The organism is Cellulomonas sp. P5_C6, from assembly GCF_054049635.1.
In genome coordinates this window covers 1-14,725 of the sequence record NZ_JBFULZ010000099.1, presented here as the reverse complement: position 1 = coordinate 14,725, position 14,725 = coordinate 1, and the positions used below count along the sequence as shown (strand labels likewise).

Here is a 14,725-nt window from a genome sequence, read left to right as displayed (position 1 = left end):
GGCCGCGGCAGGGTAGGCGTCKGGGCCGGGCCTCCCCCGGGGATGACGGAAGGGCCCGGGAGCCGAAGCTCCCGGGCCCTTCTGTCAGATCAGCTGCCCCGAGGGGCGAGCATCACTTGATGATCTTGATGACCTTGCCCGAGCCGACGGTGCGGCCACCCTCGCGGATGGCGAAGCCGAGGCCCTCCTCCATCGCGATGGGCTGGATGAGGTTCACGTGGATCTCGGTGTTGTCGCCGGGCATGACCATCTCGGTGCCCTCGGGCAGCGTGATGACGCCGGTGACGTCGGTGGTGCGGAAGTAGAACTGGGGGCGGTAGTTCCCGTAGAACGGGTTGTGACGGCCACCCTCGTCCTTGGCCAGGATGTAGACCTGGCCCTCGAACTCGGTGTGCGGCGTGATCGAGCCGGGCTTGACGACGACCTGGCCGCGCTCGACCTCCTCGCGCTTCGTGCCACGCAGGAGCAGACCGACGTTCTCGCCGGCCTCGGCGTAGTCGAGCAGCTTGCGGAACATCTCGACGCCGGTGACCGTGGTCTTGATCGCCTTCTCCTTGATGCCGACGATCTCCACCTCCTCGTTCACCTTGAGCTTGCCGCGCTCCACGCGACCGGTGACGACGGTGCCACGACCGGTGATCGTGAAGACGTCCTCGATGGGCATGAGGAACGGCTTGTCGATGTCGCGCACCGGGTCCGGGACGGACTCGTCGACGGCGGCGAGCAGGTCCTCGACGGACTTGACCCAGACCGGGTCGCCCTCGAGGGCCTTCAGGCCGGAGACGCGCACGACGGGGACGTCGTCGCCGTCGAAGCCCTGGGCCGAGAGGAGCTCGCGCACCTCGACCTCGACGAGCTCCAGGATCTCCTCGTCGTCGACCATGTCGGTCTTGTTGAGCGCGACGAGCAGGTACGGGACGCCGACCTGACGGGCGAGCAGGACGTGCTCACGCGTCTGGGCCATGGGGCCGTCGGTCGCCGCGACCACGAGGATGGCGCCGTCCATCTGCGCCGCACCCGTGATCATGTTCTTGATGTAGTCCGCGTGACCCGGAGCGTCGACGTGAGCGTAGTGACGCTTCTCCGTCTGGTACTCCACGTGCGCGATGTTGATGGTGATGCCGCGCTGCTTCTCCTCAGGGGCCTTGTCGATCTCGTCGAAAGGCGTGAAGGGGTTCAGGTCGGGGTACTTGTCGTGCAGCACCTTCGAGATGGCAGCGGTCAGCGTCGTCTTGCCGTGGTCGACGTGGCCGATGGTGCCGATGTTGACGTGCGGCTTCGTCCGCTCGAACTTCGCCTTGCCCACTGGGTGTCCTCCTCAGGACTTGGTAGAGATTGGCCGACGTACTGCGGCTACCGGACGGTAGCCGCTTGACGCGGCGTCCTACGGGTCGGTTTGTGTGATGGAACTACAGGGTTCGACCTGTGGGACTACTCGCCCCGGGTCTTCTTGATGATTTCCTCGGCAACGTTCCGAGGAACCTCGGCGTAGCTGTCGAACTGCATCGAGTACACCGCGCGACCCTGGGTCTTCGACCGCAGGTCACCGACGTACCCGAACATCTCGGAGAGGGGGACGGTGGCCCGGACGACCTTGACGCCCGTCGCGTCCTCCATGGACTGGATCATGCCGCGGCGCGAGTTGATGTCGCCGATGACGTCACCCATGTACTCCTCAGGAGTACGGACCTCGACGGCCATGACCGGCTCGAGGAGAACCGGGTCGGCCTTGCGGACCGCTTCCTTGAGGATCATCGAGCCCGCGATCTTGAACGCCATCTCCGAGGAGTCGACGTCGTGCGCGGCACCGTCGAGCAGGATCGCCTTGACGCCCACGAGCGGGAAGCCCGCGAGGACGCCGAGCTGCATCGCGCTCTGGATGCCGGCGTCGACCGACGGGATGTACTCGCGCGGGATGCGGCCACCGGTGACCTTGTTCGAGAACTCGTACAGCTCGCCCTCGGCGGGGTCCAGCGGCTCGAAGGTCATCTGGACCTTCGCGTACTGGCCCGAGCCACCGGTCTGCTTCTTGTGCGTGTAGTCGATCTTCTCGACGGAACGACGGATCGTCTCGCGGTACGCGACCTGCGGCTTGCCGACGTTGGCCTCGACCTTGAACTCGCGACGCATGCGGTCCACGAGGATGTCGAGGTGGAGCTCGCCCATGCCGCCGATGACGGTCTGGCCGGTCTCCTCGTCGTGCTTGACGCGGAAGGTCGGGTCCTCCTCGGCCAGCTTCTGGATGGCCACGGAGAGCTTCTCCTGGTCACCCTTCGTCTTCGGCTCGATGGCGACGTCGATGACCGGCTCCGGGAACGTCATCGACTCGAGCACCACGGGGGCGGCCGGGTCGCACAGGGTGTCCCCCGTGGTGACGTCCTTCAGACCGATGAAGGCGTAGATGTGGCCGGCCGTGGCGTCCTCGACCGGGTTCTCCTTGTTGGAGTGCATCTGGAAGAGCTTCCCGATGCGCTCCTTCTTGTTCTTGGTCGAGTTGAGCACCTGGGCGCCCTGCGCCACCTTTCCCGAGTACACCCGGACGTAGGTGAGCTTGCCGAAGAACGGGTGCGAGGCGACCTTGAACGCGAGGGCCGAGAACGGCTCCGTCGAGTCGGGGTGGCGCTCGACGACGAGCTCGGGGTCCTTCATGTCGTGGCCCTCGACAGCCGGGACGTCCAGGGGCGTCGGCAGGTAGTCGATGACGGCGTCGAGCATGGGCTGGACGCCCTTGTTCTTGAACGCCGAGCCGCACAGGACCGGGTAGGCCTCGGACTTGATGGTGAGCTTGCGGATGCCGCTCTTGATCTCGGCGACCGTGAGCTCCTCGCCACCGAGGAACTTCTCGAGCAGCTCGTCGTCCGTCTCGGCGACGGCCTCGAGCAGCTCGGCACGGTACTGGTCCGCCTTCTCGACCAGGTCGGCCGGGATGTCCTCGACCTCGTACTTCTCGCCCAGGGCGGTCTCGCCGCGCCAGACGAGGGCACGCATGGTGACCAGGTCGACGACGCCGATGAAGTCGTTCTCGGCGCCGATGGGCAGCTGGATGACCAGCGGCTTGGCCTTGAGACGGTTCACGATCGTGTCGACRGTGAAGTAGAAGTCCGCGCCGAGCTTGTCCATCTTGTTGACGAAGCAGATGCGCGGGACGTCGTACTTGTCGGCCTGGCGCCAGACGGTCTCCGACTGGGGCTCGACACCCTCCTTGCCGTCGAACACGGCAACGGCACCGTCGAGGACGCGCAGCGAGCGCTCGACCTCGACCGTGAAGTCCACGTGGCCCGGGGTGTCGATGATGTTGATCTGGTTGTCGTGCCAGTAGCAGGTCGTCGCGGCGGACGTGATCGTGATGCCGCGCTCCTGCTCCTGCTCCATCCAGTCCATCGTCGACGCACCGTCGTGCGTCTCACCGATCTTGTAGTTGACCCCGGTGTAGAACAGGATCCGCTCGGTGGTCGTCGTCTTGCCGGCATCGATGTGCGCCATGATGCCGATGTTGCGGACCTTCGTGAGGTCCGTCAGCACGTCCAGTGCCACGTGAGTTGCCCCTTGTCGGTTGGCTTGGGTGGCGCCACCGGTCCGGCCCGAGGATCGGACCGGCGGCGCAGCGCCCGTGGGTGCCGGGATTACCAGCGGTAGTGCGCGAAGGCCTTGTTGGACTCGGCCATCTTGTGCATGTCCTCGCGACGCTTCACCGCGGCACCGAGGCCGTTGGACGCGTCGAGGATCTCGTTCATGAGGCGCTCGGTCATCGTCTTCTCGCGGCGAGCGCGCGAGTAGTCGGTGAGCCAGCGGAGCGCGAGCGTGGTCTGACGGACCGGGCGCACCTCGACGGGGACCTGGTAGGTCGCACCACCGACGCGACGCGAGCGGACCTCGAGCGACGGGCGGACGTTGTCCAGCGCGCGCTTGAGCACGACGACCGGGTCGCCCTGCGTCTTCTCACGGACACCCTCGAGGGCGCCGTAGACGATGTGCTCCGCGACGGACTTCTTGCCGTCGAGCAGGACCTTGTTGATCAGCTGCGTGACGACCGGGGACCCGTAGACGGGGTCGATGACGAGCGGCCGCTTCGGGGCCGGACCCTTGCGAGGCATCAGCCCACCTTCTTCGCGCCGTAGCGGCTACGCGCCTGCTTGCGGTTCTTGACGCCCTGCGTGTCGAGGGCCCCACGGACGATCTTGTACCGGACACCCGGGAGGTCCTTCACACGGCCACCGCGCACGAGCACGATCGAGTGCTCCTGCAGGTTGTGACCGACACCGGGGATGTACGCGGTGACCTCGACCTGGCTGGAGAGGCGGACGCGCGCGACCTTGCGGAGCGCGGAGTTCGGCTTCTTCGGCGTCGTGGTGTAGACGCGGGTGCACACACCGCGTCGCTGGGGGGAGCCCTTGAGGGCAGGCGTCTTCGACTTGTTCGTCTTCGCCTGCCGGCCCTTGCGGACCAGCTGCTGGATCGTAGGCACTACGTCTCCGTCTGTTGGATGTCTCTATGGTCGACCGGCACCCGTCACCCTGGACGGCCGGCATGGTCGGGGATCGTCGCCCGTCGCGCGACTACCCCGGAGGTCGTACGTCCCGCACCGACCCCCGCGCCCGGGCGTGTCGCCCCGGTCCTTCGCACCGCTGTCCGCAAGGTTGCCTTGGCGGAGAGACGGCGCGGTGGAGGGAGACCACCCGATGCTCCCGGACCCGCCCCGTCCGAAACAGGGGGCGTCCACCGAGTGCATGCGCGAGAGCCCGACGGCGCGGGCACGGTGTCCTACGTTACCTGGCGCCCGGTGGGGCGTCAAAGCGGCTGCGTACAGCCCTGCAGGAGGACACAGGGCCGGTCGAGGACATCTGCTGAACAACCCTAGGTGGCCACCGATTCCCGGGCGAGGGACGAAAGGCCCGAGGGGGCCCACCGCGAACGGTGGACCCCCTCGGGACGATGACTGCTCGAGATCAGCGGTAGTCGCCGAAGTCGATGTCCTCGAGCGGGATCGCCTCGCCGGAGCCGAGGCCCAGGGCGGGGAAGTCGATCTCGTCGTAGCCGAAGGTCGGGTACAGCTCGGCCTTGGCCTCCTCGGTGGGCTCGACCGCGATGTTGCCGTAGCGGGGCAGACCCGTTCCGGCCGGGATGAGCTTGCCGAGGATGACGTTCTCCTTGAGGCCGAGCAGCGGGTCGGAACGACCCGACATCGCGGCCTCGGTGAGCACCCGGGTGGTCTCCTGGAAGGAGGCCGCCGACAGCCACGAGTCGGTCGCGAGCGACGCCTTCGTGATGCCCATGAGCTCCGGACGGCCCGAGGCCGGCTGGCCGCCCTCGGACACCGCAGCGCGGTTCGCGTCCTCGAAGCGCCCACGCTCGGCGAGCTCGCCGGGCAGCAGGTCGGTGGTGCCGGAGTCGAGGACCGTCACGCGACGCAGCATCTGCCGCACGATGACCTCGATGTGCTTGTCGTGGATGTCCACGCCCTGCGACGAGTAGACGACCTGCACCTCGTCGACCAGGTGCTTCTGCGTCGCACGCGGGCCGAGGATGCGCAGGACCTTCTTCGGGTCGACCGCACCCTGGACCAGCTGGGTGCCGACGGAGACGTGGTCGCCGTCCGAGACCAGCAGGCGCGAGCGCTTGGTGATCGGGTAGGCGATCTCCTCCGAGCCGTCGTCCGGCGTGAGGACGAGGCGACGCGAACGGTCACCCTCCTCGACCGCGATGCGGCCCGAGAACTCCGCGATGGGCGCCTCACCCTTGGGGGTGCGGGCCTCGAAGAGCTCCTGGACACGCGGCAGACCCTGCGTGATGTCGTCGGCCGACGCCACACCACCGGTGTGGAAGGTACGCATCGTCAGCTGCGTGCCGGGCTCCCCGATCGACTGGGCCGCGATGATGCCGACGGCCTCGCCGATGTCGACGAGCTTGCCGGTGGCCAGCGAGCGGCCGTAGCAGCGCGCGCACGTGCCGACGCGGGACTCGCAGGTCAGGACGGAGCGGATCTTCAGCGTGTCGACGCCCGCCTCGAGGAGGCGGTCGAGCAGCACGTCGCCGACGTCGTCACCGGCGTGGCCGATGATCTCGCCGTCCACCTCGATGTCGCTCGCCAGCGTGCGCGAGTAGACGCTCGTCTCCACCTTGTCGTGACGACGCAGGGCGCCGTCCGTACCCGGCACTCCGATAGGCATGGTCAGACCACGCTCGGTGCCGCAGTCGTCCTCACGGACGATGACGTCCTGCGAGACGTCCACCAGACGACGGGTCAGGTAGCCCGAGTCGGCGGTCCGCAGAGCGGTGTCCGCCAGACCCTTGCGGGCACCGTGCGTCGCGATGAAGTACTCGAGGACCGACAGCCCCTCGCGGTAGTTCGACTTGATCGGGCGAGGGATGATCTCGCCCTTCGGGTTGGCCACGAGGCCACGCATACCGGCGATCTGGCGGACCTGCATCCAGTTGCCACGCGCACCCGAGCCGACCATCTTGTAGACGGTGTTCTGGCGCGGGARGTTCTCCCGCATCGCGTCGGCGACCTTGTCGGTGGCCTGCGTCCAGATCTCGATGAGCTCCTGACGACGCTCGTCGTCGGTGATCAGGCCCTTCTCGTACTGGCCCTGCACCTTCGCCGCGCGTGCCTCGTGCGCCTCGAGGATGGCCGCCTTGGCCGACGGGGTCGCGACGTCCGAGATGGAGATCGTGACGCCCGAGCGGGTGGCCCAGCGGAAGCCGGCCTCCTTGAGCGCGTCCAGCGAGGCAGCGACCTCGACCTTGGGGTAGCGCTCGGCCAGGTCGTTGACGATGACCGAGAGACGCTTCTTGTCGACGACGCCGTTCTCGTACGGGTAGTCGATCGGCAGCAGCTCGTTGAACAGCGCGCGACCCAGGGTCGTCTCGTAGAGCAGTGCGTCGCCCTCGGTCCAGCCCTCGGGCGCGTCGTCCTCGGTCAGCACCAGGTCGTCGAAGCGGATCTTCACCACGGCGTTGAGGTCCAGGGAGCCCTGGTCGAACGCCATGATCGCCTCGGAGACCGTGCTGAACGCGCGGCCGGCGCCGAGCGCCTCGTCCTTGTCGTTGGTCAGGTGGTACAGACCGATGATCATGTCCTGCGAGGGCATGGTCACCGGACGCCCGTCCGACGGCTTGAGGATGTTGTTGCTCGAGAGCATGAGGATGCGGGCCTCGGCCTGCGCCTCGGCGCTCAGGGGCAGGTGGACGGCCATCTGGTCACCGTCGAAGTCCGCGTTGAACGCGGCGCAGACGAGCGGGTGCAGGTGGATCGCCTTGCCYTCGAYCAGCWSSGGCTCGAACGCCTGGATGCCCAGACGGTGCAGAGTSGGYGCGCGGTTGAGCAGCACCGGGTGCTCCGTGATGACCTCCTCGAGCACGTCCCAGACGACGGGACGGGCGCGCTCGACCATGCGCTTGGCGGACTTGATGTTCTGCGCGTGGTTCAGGTCGACCAGGCGCTTCATCACGAACGGCTTGAACAGCTCGAGCGCCATCTGCTTGGGCAGACCGCACTGGTGGAGCTTGAGCTGCGGGCCGACGACGATGACCGAACGGCCCGAGTAGTCGACGCGCTTGCCGAGCAGGTTCTGGCGGAACCGACCCTGCTTGCCCTTGAGCATGTCCGAGATGGACTTGAGCGGGCGGTTGCCCGGACCGGTCACCGGACGGCCGCGGCGGCCGTTGTCGAACAGCGAGTCGACGGCCTCCTGGAGCATCCGCTTCTCGTTGTTGACGATGATCTCGGGCGCGCCCAGGTCGAGCAGCCGCTTGAGGCGGTTGTTCCGGTTGATCACGCGGCGGTACAGGTCGTTCAGGTCCGAGGTGGCGAAACGGCCACCGTCGAGCTGGACCATCGGACGCAGGTCCGGCGGGATGACCGGGACGGCGTCGAGCACCATGCCGGTGGGCGAGTTGGTCGTCGTGAGGAACGCGTTGACGACCTTGAGCCGCTTCAGGGCACGCGTCTTGCGCTGGCCCTTGCCGGTCTTGATGATCTCGCGCAGCGAGTCGGACTCGGCCTCGAGGTCGAACGCCTCGAGACGCTTCTGGATCGCCGCGGCGCCCATCGAGCCCTCGAAGTAGTTGCCGTACCGGTCCTGGAGCTGGCGGTACAGCATCTCGTCGCCCTCGAGGTCCGCGACCTTGAGGTTCTTGAACCGGTCCCAGACCTGGTCCAGGCGGTCGAGCTCGAGGTCGGCACGCTTGCGCAGCTGAGCCATCTCGCGCTCGGCCGAGTCGCGCACCTTGCGGCGGGCGTCGGCCTTGGCACCCTCGGCCTCCAGCTCGGCCAGGTCGGCCTCGAGCTTGGTGGCGCGGGTGTTGATGTCGTTGTCGCGGCGGTCCGAGATCTCCTTCTTCTCCAGGTCGATCCCGTTCTGGAGGTTGGGGAGGTCCTCGTGCCGGCCGTCGACGTCGACCCACGTGATCATGTAGGCCGCGAAGTAGATGACCTTCTCGAGGTCCTTCGGGGCGAGGTCGAGCAGGTAGCCGAGACGCGACGGCACACCCTTGAAGAACCAGATGTGCGTGACGGGCGCGGCGAGCTCGATGTGGCCCATGCGCTCACGACGGACCTTCGAGCGGGTCACCTCGACGCCGCAGCGCTCGCAGATGATGCCCTTGAAGCGCACGCGCTTGTACTTGCCGCAGTAGCACTCCCAGTCCCGGGTGGGACCGAAGATCTTCTCGCAGAACAGGCCATCCTTCTCCGGCTTCAGGGTCCGGTAGTTGATGGTCTCGGGCTTCTTCACCTCACCGTGCGACCAGGCACGGATGTCGTCGGCCGAGGCAAGGCCGATACGCAGCTCGTCGAAGACGTTGACGTCGAGCAAGGGGGGTCCTACTTCCTTCGCTTGCCGGTGTGAGCCGGCTGAACGGAAATGTTGCTAAAGGTGCGGGCCTGCCGCCCACCCTCCACGGAAGGGCGGCAGGCTCGACGTCAGATCTCTTCGACGCTGCTGGCGTTCGGGCGCCGGGACAGGTCGATGCCGAGCTCCTCCGCTGCGCGGTAGACCTCGTCGTCGTTCTCCTTCATGTCGATGGAGACGCCGTCCGAGGAGAGCACCTCCACGTTCAGGCAGAGCGACTGCATCTCCTTGAGGAGCACCTTGAAGGACTCCGGGATGCCCGAGTCGGGGATGTTCTCCCCCTTGACGATCGCCTCGTACACCTTGACGCGGCCGGGGACGTCGTCCGACTTGATGGTGAGGAGCTCCTGCAGCGTGTAGGCAGCGCCGTACGCCTCCAGGGCCCAGACCTCCATCTCGCCGAACCGCTGGCCACCGAACTGCGCCTTACCACCCAGCGGCTGCTGCGTGATCATCGAGTACGGACCCGTGGAACGTGCGTGGATCTTGTCGTCGACGAGGTGGTGCAGCTTCAGGATGTACATGTAGCCGACCGCGACCGGCTCCGGGAACGGCTCGCCGGAGCGCCCGTCGAACAGGCGCGCCTTGCCGTCGCCGCCCACGGTGCGCTCGCCGTCACGGTTCGGCAGCGTGGCCGAGAGCAGACCGGTGAGGGTCGTCTCCGGGACTCCGTCGAACACGGGCGTCGCGACCGGGTTACCGGCCGGCGACGACGCGGCGATGGCCGGGACGTCGTCCCGCCACGAGACGTCGCCCTCGGCGAGCTGGATGTCCCAGCCCTGCTTGGCCACCCAGCCGAGGTGCGTCTCGAGGACCTGGCCGACGTTCATGCGGCCGGGCACACCGAGCGGGTTGAGGACGACGTCGACCGCGGTCCCGTCGGCGAGGAACGGCATGTCCTCGACCGGGAGGATCTTGGAGATGACGCCCTTGTTGCCGTGACGGCCGGCGAGCTTGTCGCCGTCCGTGATCTTGCGGCGCTGCGCGATGTACACGCGGACCAGCTCGTTCACGCCGGCGGGCAGCTCGTCGCCGTCCTCACGGCTGAACGTGCGGACCTCGATGACCGTGCCGGACTCGCCGTGCGGGACCTTGAGCGACGTGTCGCGGACCTCGCGCGCCTTCTCACCGAAGATCGCGCGGAGCAGGCGCTCCTCCGGGGTCAGCTCGGTCTCGCCCTTGGGCGTGACCTTGCCGACGAGGATGTCGCCGGCCGCGACCTCGGCACCGATGCGGATGATGCCGCGCTCGTCCAGGTCCGCGAGGACCTCCTCGGAGACGTTCGGGATGTCCCGAGTGATCTCCTCCGGGCCGAGCTTGGTGTCGCGCGCGTCGACCTCGTGCTCCTCGATGTGGATCGAGGACAGCACGTCGTCCTGCACGAGGCGCTGCGACAGGATGATCGCGTCCTCGTAGTTGTGGCCCTCCCACGACATGAACGCGACCAGCAGGTTGCGGCCGAGCGCGAGCTCGCCCTCGTCCGTGGCCGGGCCGTCGGCGAGCACCGAGTTGACCTCGACGCGAGCGCCCTGGTCGACCAGCACGCGCTGGTTGTAGGAGGTGCCCTGGTTCGAGCGACGGAACTTGGCGACGCGGTACGTCGACGTGGTCGCGTCGTCGTTGGCGACGACGATCAGGTCGGCCGACACCTCGGTGACGACACCCGGCTTCGTCGCGACGATGACGTCGCCCGCGTCGATGGCCGCACGACGCTCCATGCCGGTACCCACGAGCGGGGCCTCGGAACGGACCAGCGGGACGGCCTGGCGCTGCATGTTGGCACCCATGAGGGCGCGGTTGGCGTCGTCGTGCTCGAGGAACGGGATCAGGGCCGTGGCCACCGACACCATCTGGCGCGGGGAGACGTCCATGTAGTCGACGGCCTCGCCGGCGACGTACTCGATCTCGCCGCCCTTGACGCGGACCAGGACGCGGTCCTCCTCGAAGGCACCGTTCGCCTTGAGCGGGGCGTTCGCCTGCGCGATGACGTGGCGGTCCTCGTCGTCGGCGGTCAGGTAGTGGACCTCGTCCGAGACCTTGCCCTTGATGACCTTGCGGTACGGGGTCTCGACGAAGCCGAACGGGTTGATCCGCCCGTACGTGGCGAGCGAGCCGATGAGGCCGATGTTCGGGCCCTCAGGGGTCTCGATCGGGCACATGCGGCCGTAGTGCGACGGGTGGACGTCACGGACCTCCATGCCGGCGCGGTCGCGGGACAGACCACCCGGGCCGAGCGCGGACAGGCGACGCTTGTGCGTCAGGCCCGCGAGCGGGTTGTTCTGGTCCATGAACTGCGACAGCTGCGACGTGCCGAAGAACTCCTTGATCGACGCCACCACGGGGCGGATGTTGATCAGGGTCTGCGGCGTGATCGCCTCGACGTCCTGCGTCGTCATGCGCTCGCGCACGACGCGCTCCATCCGCGACAGGCCCGTGCGGACCTGGTTCTGGATGAGCTCGCCGACCGCGCGGATGCGACGGTTGCCGAAGTGGTCGATGTCGTCGGGCTCGACGCGGATCTCGACGGCCTCGCCGGCACGCGTGCCCGGCAGGGTCGGCAGGTCGATGTGCAGCGACGCGAGGTACTTGATGGTGGCGACGATGTCGTCACGCGACAGGACCGAGTCCGCGAGCGGGACGTCCAGGCCGAGCTTCTTGTTCAGCTTGTAGCGGCCGACCTTCGCCAGGTCGTAGCGCTTCGGGTTGAAGTAGAAGTTCTCGATGAGCGCGCGGCCGGCCTCGACCGTGGGCGGCTCGCCCGGGCGGATCTTGCGGTAGAGGTCGAGCAGCGCCTCGTCCTGCGTCTGGACGTGGTCCTTGTCCAGCGTGTCGATGACGGCCGGGTACGCCGCGAACTCCTCGCGGATCTCCGCGTCCGTCATGCCGAGCGCCTTGAGCAGCACGGTGGCGTTCTGCTTGCGCTTGCGGTCGACGCGGACGCCGACGTTGTCGCGCTTGTCGATCTCGAACTCGAGCCAGGCGCCGCGGCTCGGGATCACCTTGGCCGTGAGGACGTCCTTGTCGGACGTCTTGTCCGCGGTGCGCTCGAAGTACACGCCGGGCGAACGGACGAGCTGCGAGACGACCACGCGCTCGGTGCCGTTGATGATGAAGGTGCCGCGCTCCGTCATGAGCGGGAAGTCGCCCATGAAGACCGTCTGGCTCTTGATCTCACCGGTGGTGTAGTTGACGAACTCCGCCGTGACGAACAGCGGGGCGGCGAAGGTGAAGTCCTTCTCCTTGCACTCCTCGGCCGTGTACTTCGGCGGCTCGAAGCGGTGCTCGCGGAACGACAGCGACATGGATCCGCCGAAGTCCTCGATGGGCGAGATCTCCTCGAAGATCTCCTCGAGACCAGCGGTCTCGGGAACGTCCTGCCGACCGGCCTCGAGGGCCTTGGCCACACGGCCCTGCCACTTCTCGTTACCGAGCAGCCAGTCGAAGCTCTCCGTCTGCAGACCGAGCAGGTCCGGGACCTCGAGGGGCTCGTGGATCTTGGCGAAAGAGATACGGCGGGATGCGGTGCGGTTCGCGATGGCGTCGGCGGTCGGAGCAGAAGGGGTGCGCGAGGCAGCCAAAAGAGGGGTCCTTCCCAGCGGATCGAGTGCACGCTGCGCTGTCCCTGGCTAGGCGCGATCCCCCGGCCGGCGAGCCTCCGGACGCCGTGTACGAACGACGAAGGTGGGCTCGGGTTATACGGGATCGCGGGCACAGGCCAGCGCAAAGCGCTAGCATACTCGGCCGCAGGGACAAAGTCCACCCGGCATCGACACCCCCTGGCGTGATCCCCGTCGGCGACGACGCGGGCCCTGAGGCGTCCGGTGGAACGGGCGGTTCCGCCCGTCCGGCGACGACGTTGTCGCCGCGCACATGGTGGCACACCCGCGGGTCACGCGAAAGTCCGACCCCCCGTCCGGCTGTGGACGGCGACGCCCGTGACGCGACGAAGCCCGCGTCCTCGAACGGGACACGGGCTTCGTCGAGCCAGCTGCGGGAGCGCCGCTCCCTACCTCCGGCCGGTCGCCGTGGCGACCCTGCCGGAGGCGGTGATCACTTGAGGGTGACCGTGGCGCCGGCGGCCTCGAGCGTCTCCTTGGCCTTCTCGGCGGCCTCCTTGGTGACGCCCTCCAGGACGGCCTTGGGGGCGGCGTCGACGAGGTCCTTGGCCTCCTTCAGACCGAGGGACGTCAGGACGCGCACCTCCTTGATGACCTGGATCTTCTTCTCGCCCGAGGACTCGAGAACGACGTCGAACGAGTCCTTCTCCTCCTCGGCCTCGGCCTCGGCAGCGCCACCGGCGCCGGCGGGGGCCGCGACGGCGACCGGAGCGGCAGCGGTGACCTCGAAGGTCTCCTCGAACGCCTTCACGAACTCGGAGAGCTCGATGAGGGAGAGCTCCTTGAACGCGTCGATGAGCTCGGTGGTGGTGAGCTTCGCCATGATGGCGGTTCCTTCCGTTCGGTGCCCGGTGGCCGGTCGGCCTACCTGGGCGGGGGGTTCAGTGAGTGCCTGGCGCCGAATGGCTCAGGCAGCGACCTCGGTCGACTCCTCGAGCTTGAGCCGGAGAGCGTCGACGGTGCGTGCAGCCTGAGCGGCGGGCGCGGTGAACAGGTAGGCCGCCTGGAACAGCGACGCCTTGAACACGTTGGCCGCCTTGGCCAGCAGAACCTCACGGGACTCGAGGTCCGCGAGCTTGGTGACGTCCGCAGCGGTCAGGGCGCGTCCGTCGAGGACACCGCCCTTGATGACCAGTGCGGGGTTCGCCTTGGCGAAGTCACGCAGTCCCTTGGCGGCCTCGACCGGGTCACCGGAGACGAAGGCGATCGCCGACGGGCCCGCAAGCGCGTCGTCGAGGCCCTCGAGCCCGGCATCCTTGGCCGCGATCGCGGTCAGCGTGTTCTTCACCACGGCGTAGGTTGCGTTGCCGCTGAGCGCCTGGCGCAGCTTCTTGAGCTGCGCCACGGTGAGCCCGCGGTACTCGGTCAGCACGGCCGCGTTCGACTCGCGGAACAAGTCCGTGAGCTCTGCGACAGCGGCTGCCTTGTCCGGCCTCGCCATGGCAATCCTTCCGATGGTGGTGCCACCGGTCGTCACGCCCCACAAACGAAAGAGCCCCGCGCAGGCGCGGGGCTCGTCAGGCGGCTCGGCGCGTGCCGAACCTTCCGGGAACTCTCACCTGCGCTGGCCTCCGCTGCTGCGGGACTTCGGGCGGACCGGTATGCGCACTGGTGTGAGCACGACGGACCGACGACYGGCGGTCTTGGGATGTCCCCAACGGTACGGCACCGGACGACGACGGCCAAATCCGTCCCCATCCGCACGGCACCCGGCTCCGAACCCTCCAGGTCACGCACGTACCCGACCGATCAAGGAGGACACCCGTGTCCCAGTCCCCGAACCGTCTCGTCGGCACGATCTTCGGCATCGTCTACCTGCTGGTGGGCCTCGCCGGCTTCGTCGTCACGGGCGGCGTCTCGTTCGCCGCCACCGAGGGCGAGCCGCTCGTCGTGTTCGACGTCAACCCGCTGCACAACATCGTGCACCTGCTGATCGGAGCCGCCCTGCTGATCGCCGCCCGCTCGTCGGTGCGCGCGGCCAAGGGCATGAACACCGCCGTCGGCGCCGTGTACCTGCTGGTCGGCGTCCTCGGCCTGTTCCTGGTCGGCTCGAGCGCCAACATCCTGGCCCTCAACGGCGCCGACAACGTGCTGCACTTCGCGAGCGCGATCCTGCTGCTCGGCGTGGGCCTCGCCGCCGACAAGAGCGCCCGGCCCGTGGGCACGGGCGCGCGGACGGCATGAGCACCGTGACCGCCGCGTCGCGCGCGGCCGGCTCCCCCGAGCCGGCCGCCGTGACCGGCCCGGCCGAGGGGC

General features: G+C 68.0%; 9 protein-coding genes. 1 reads left to right on the top strand and 8 read right to left on the bottom strand.

The window, feature by feature from the left end; genetic code table 11:
* Positions 1-112: 112 nt before the first annotated feature.
* The 8 genes from tuf to rplJ all read right to left on the bottom strand — a co-directional run bounded on the left by tuf (position 113) and on the right by rplJ (position 13,910).
* Positions 113-1,306 (bottom strand): elongation factor Tu, encoded by a 1,194-nt coding sequence (gene tuf, locus ACXJKG_RS12490; RefSeq protein ID WP_055912143.1) that lies wholly within the window; start codon positions 1,304-1,306, stop codon positions 113-115.
* A gap of 125 nt (positions 1,307-1,431) precedes the next feature.
* Positions 1,432-3,534 (bottom strand): elongation factor G, encoded by a 2,103-nt coding sequence (gene fusA / locus ACXJKG_RS12485; protein ID WP_456846081.1) that lies wholly within the window; start codon positions 3,532-3,534, stop codon positions 1,432-1,434.
* Between the two features lie 89 nt (positions 3,535-3,623).
* On the bottom strand, positions 3,624-4,094 hold the full coding sequence (gene rpsG / locus ACXJKG_RS12480; RefSeq protein WP_028045072.1) for a 30S ribosomal protein S7: 471 nt from the start codon (positions 4,092-4,094) through the stop codon (positions 3,624-3,626).
* Positions 4,094-4,465 carry a 30S ribosomal protein S12 gene (gene rpsL / locus ACXJKG_RS12475; RefSeq protein WP_013770160.1) on the bottom strand — a complete coding sequence of 124 codons (372 nt, stop codon included), beginning with the start codon at positions 4,463-4,465 and terminating at the stop codon, positions 4,094-4,096. The genes rpsG and rpsL overlap by 1 nt, the downstream gene beginning before the upstream one ends.
* Positions 4,466-4,946: 481 nt before the next feature.
* Positions 4,947-8,816, bottom strand: coding sequence for a DNA-directed RNA polymerase subunit beta' (locus ACXJKG_RS12470; protein WP_456846080.1), 3,870 nt, complete (start codon positions 8,814-8,816; stop codon positions 4,947-4,949).
* A 107-nt stretch (positions 8,817-8,923) separates the two neighbouring features.
* Positions 8,924-12,430 (bottom strand): DNA-directed RNA polymerase subunit beta, encoded by a 3,507-nt coding sequence (rpoB, locus tag ACXJKG_RS12465; protein ID WP_456846079.1) that lies wholly within the window; start codon positions 12,428-12,430, stop codon positions 8,924-8,926.
* A 472-nt stretch (positions 12,431-12,902) separates the two neighbouring features.
* Positions 12,903-13,292 carry a 50S ribosomal protein L7/L12 gene (rplL, locus tag ACXJKG_RS12460; RefSeq protein ID WP_456846078.1) on the bottom strand — a complete coding sequence of 130 codons (390 nt, stop codon included), beginning with the start codon at positions 13,290-13,292 and terminating at the stop codon, positions 12,903-12,905.
* A gap of 84 nt (positions 13,293-13,376) precedes the next feature.
* Entirely contained in the window at positions 13,377-13,910 is a 534-nt protein-coding gene (rplJ, locus tag ACXJKG_RS12455; RefSeq protein ID WP_456846077.1) for a 50S ribosomal protein L10, read from the bottom strand.
* Positions 13,911-14,233: 323 nt separating this feature from the next.
* Between rplJ and ACXJKG_RS12450 the strand changes: the two genes are divergently transcribed.
* The gene (locus ACXJKG_RS12450; protein ID WP_456846076.1) at positions 14,234-14,653 is read left to right on the top strand and encodes a DUF4383 domain-containing protein; all 420 of its coding nucleotides are present in this window, start codon (positions 14,234-14,236) and stop codon (positions 14,651-14,653) included.
* The last annotated feature ends 72 nt before the right edge of the window (positions 14,654-14,725 follow it).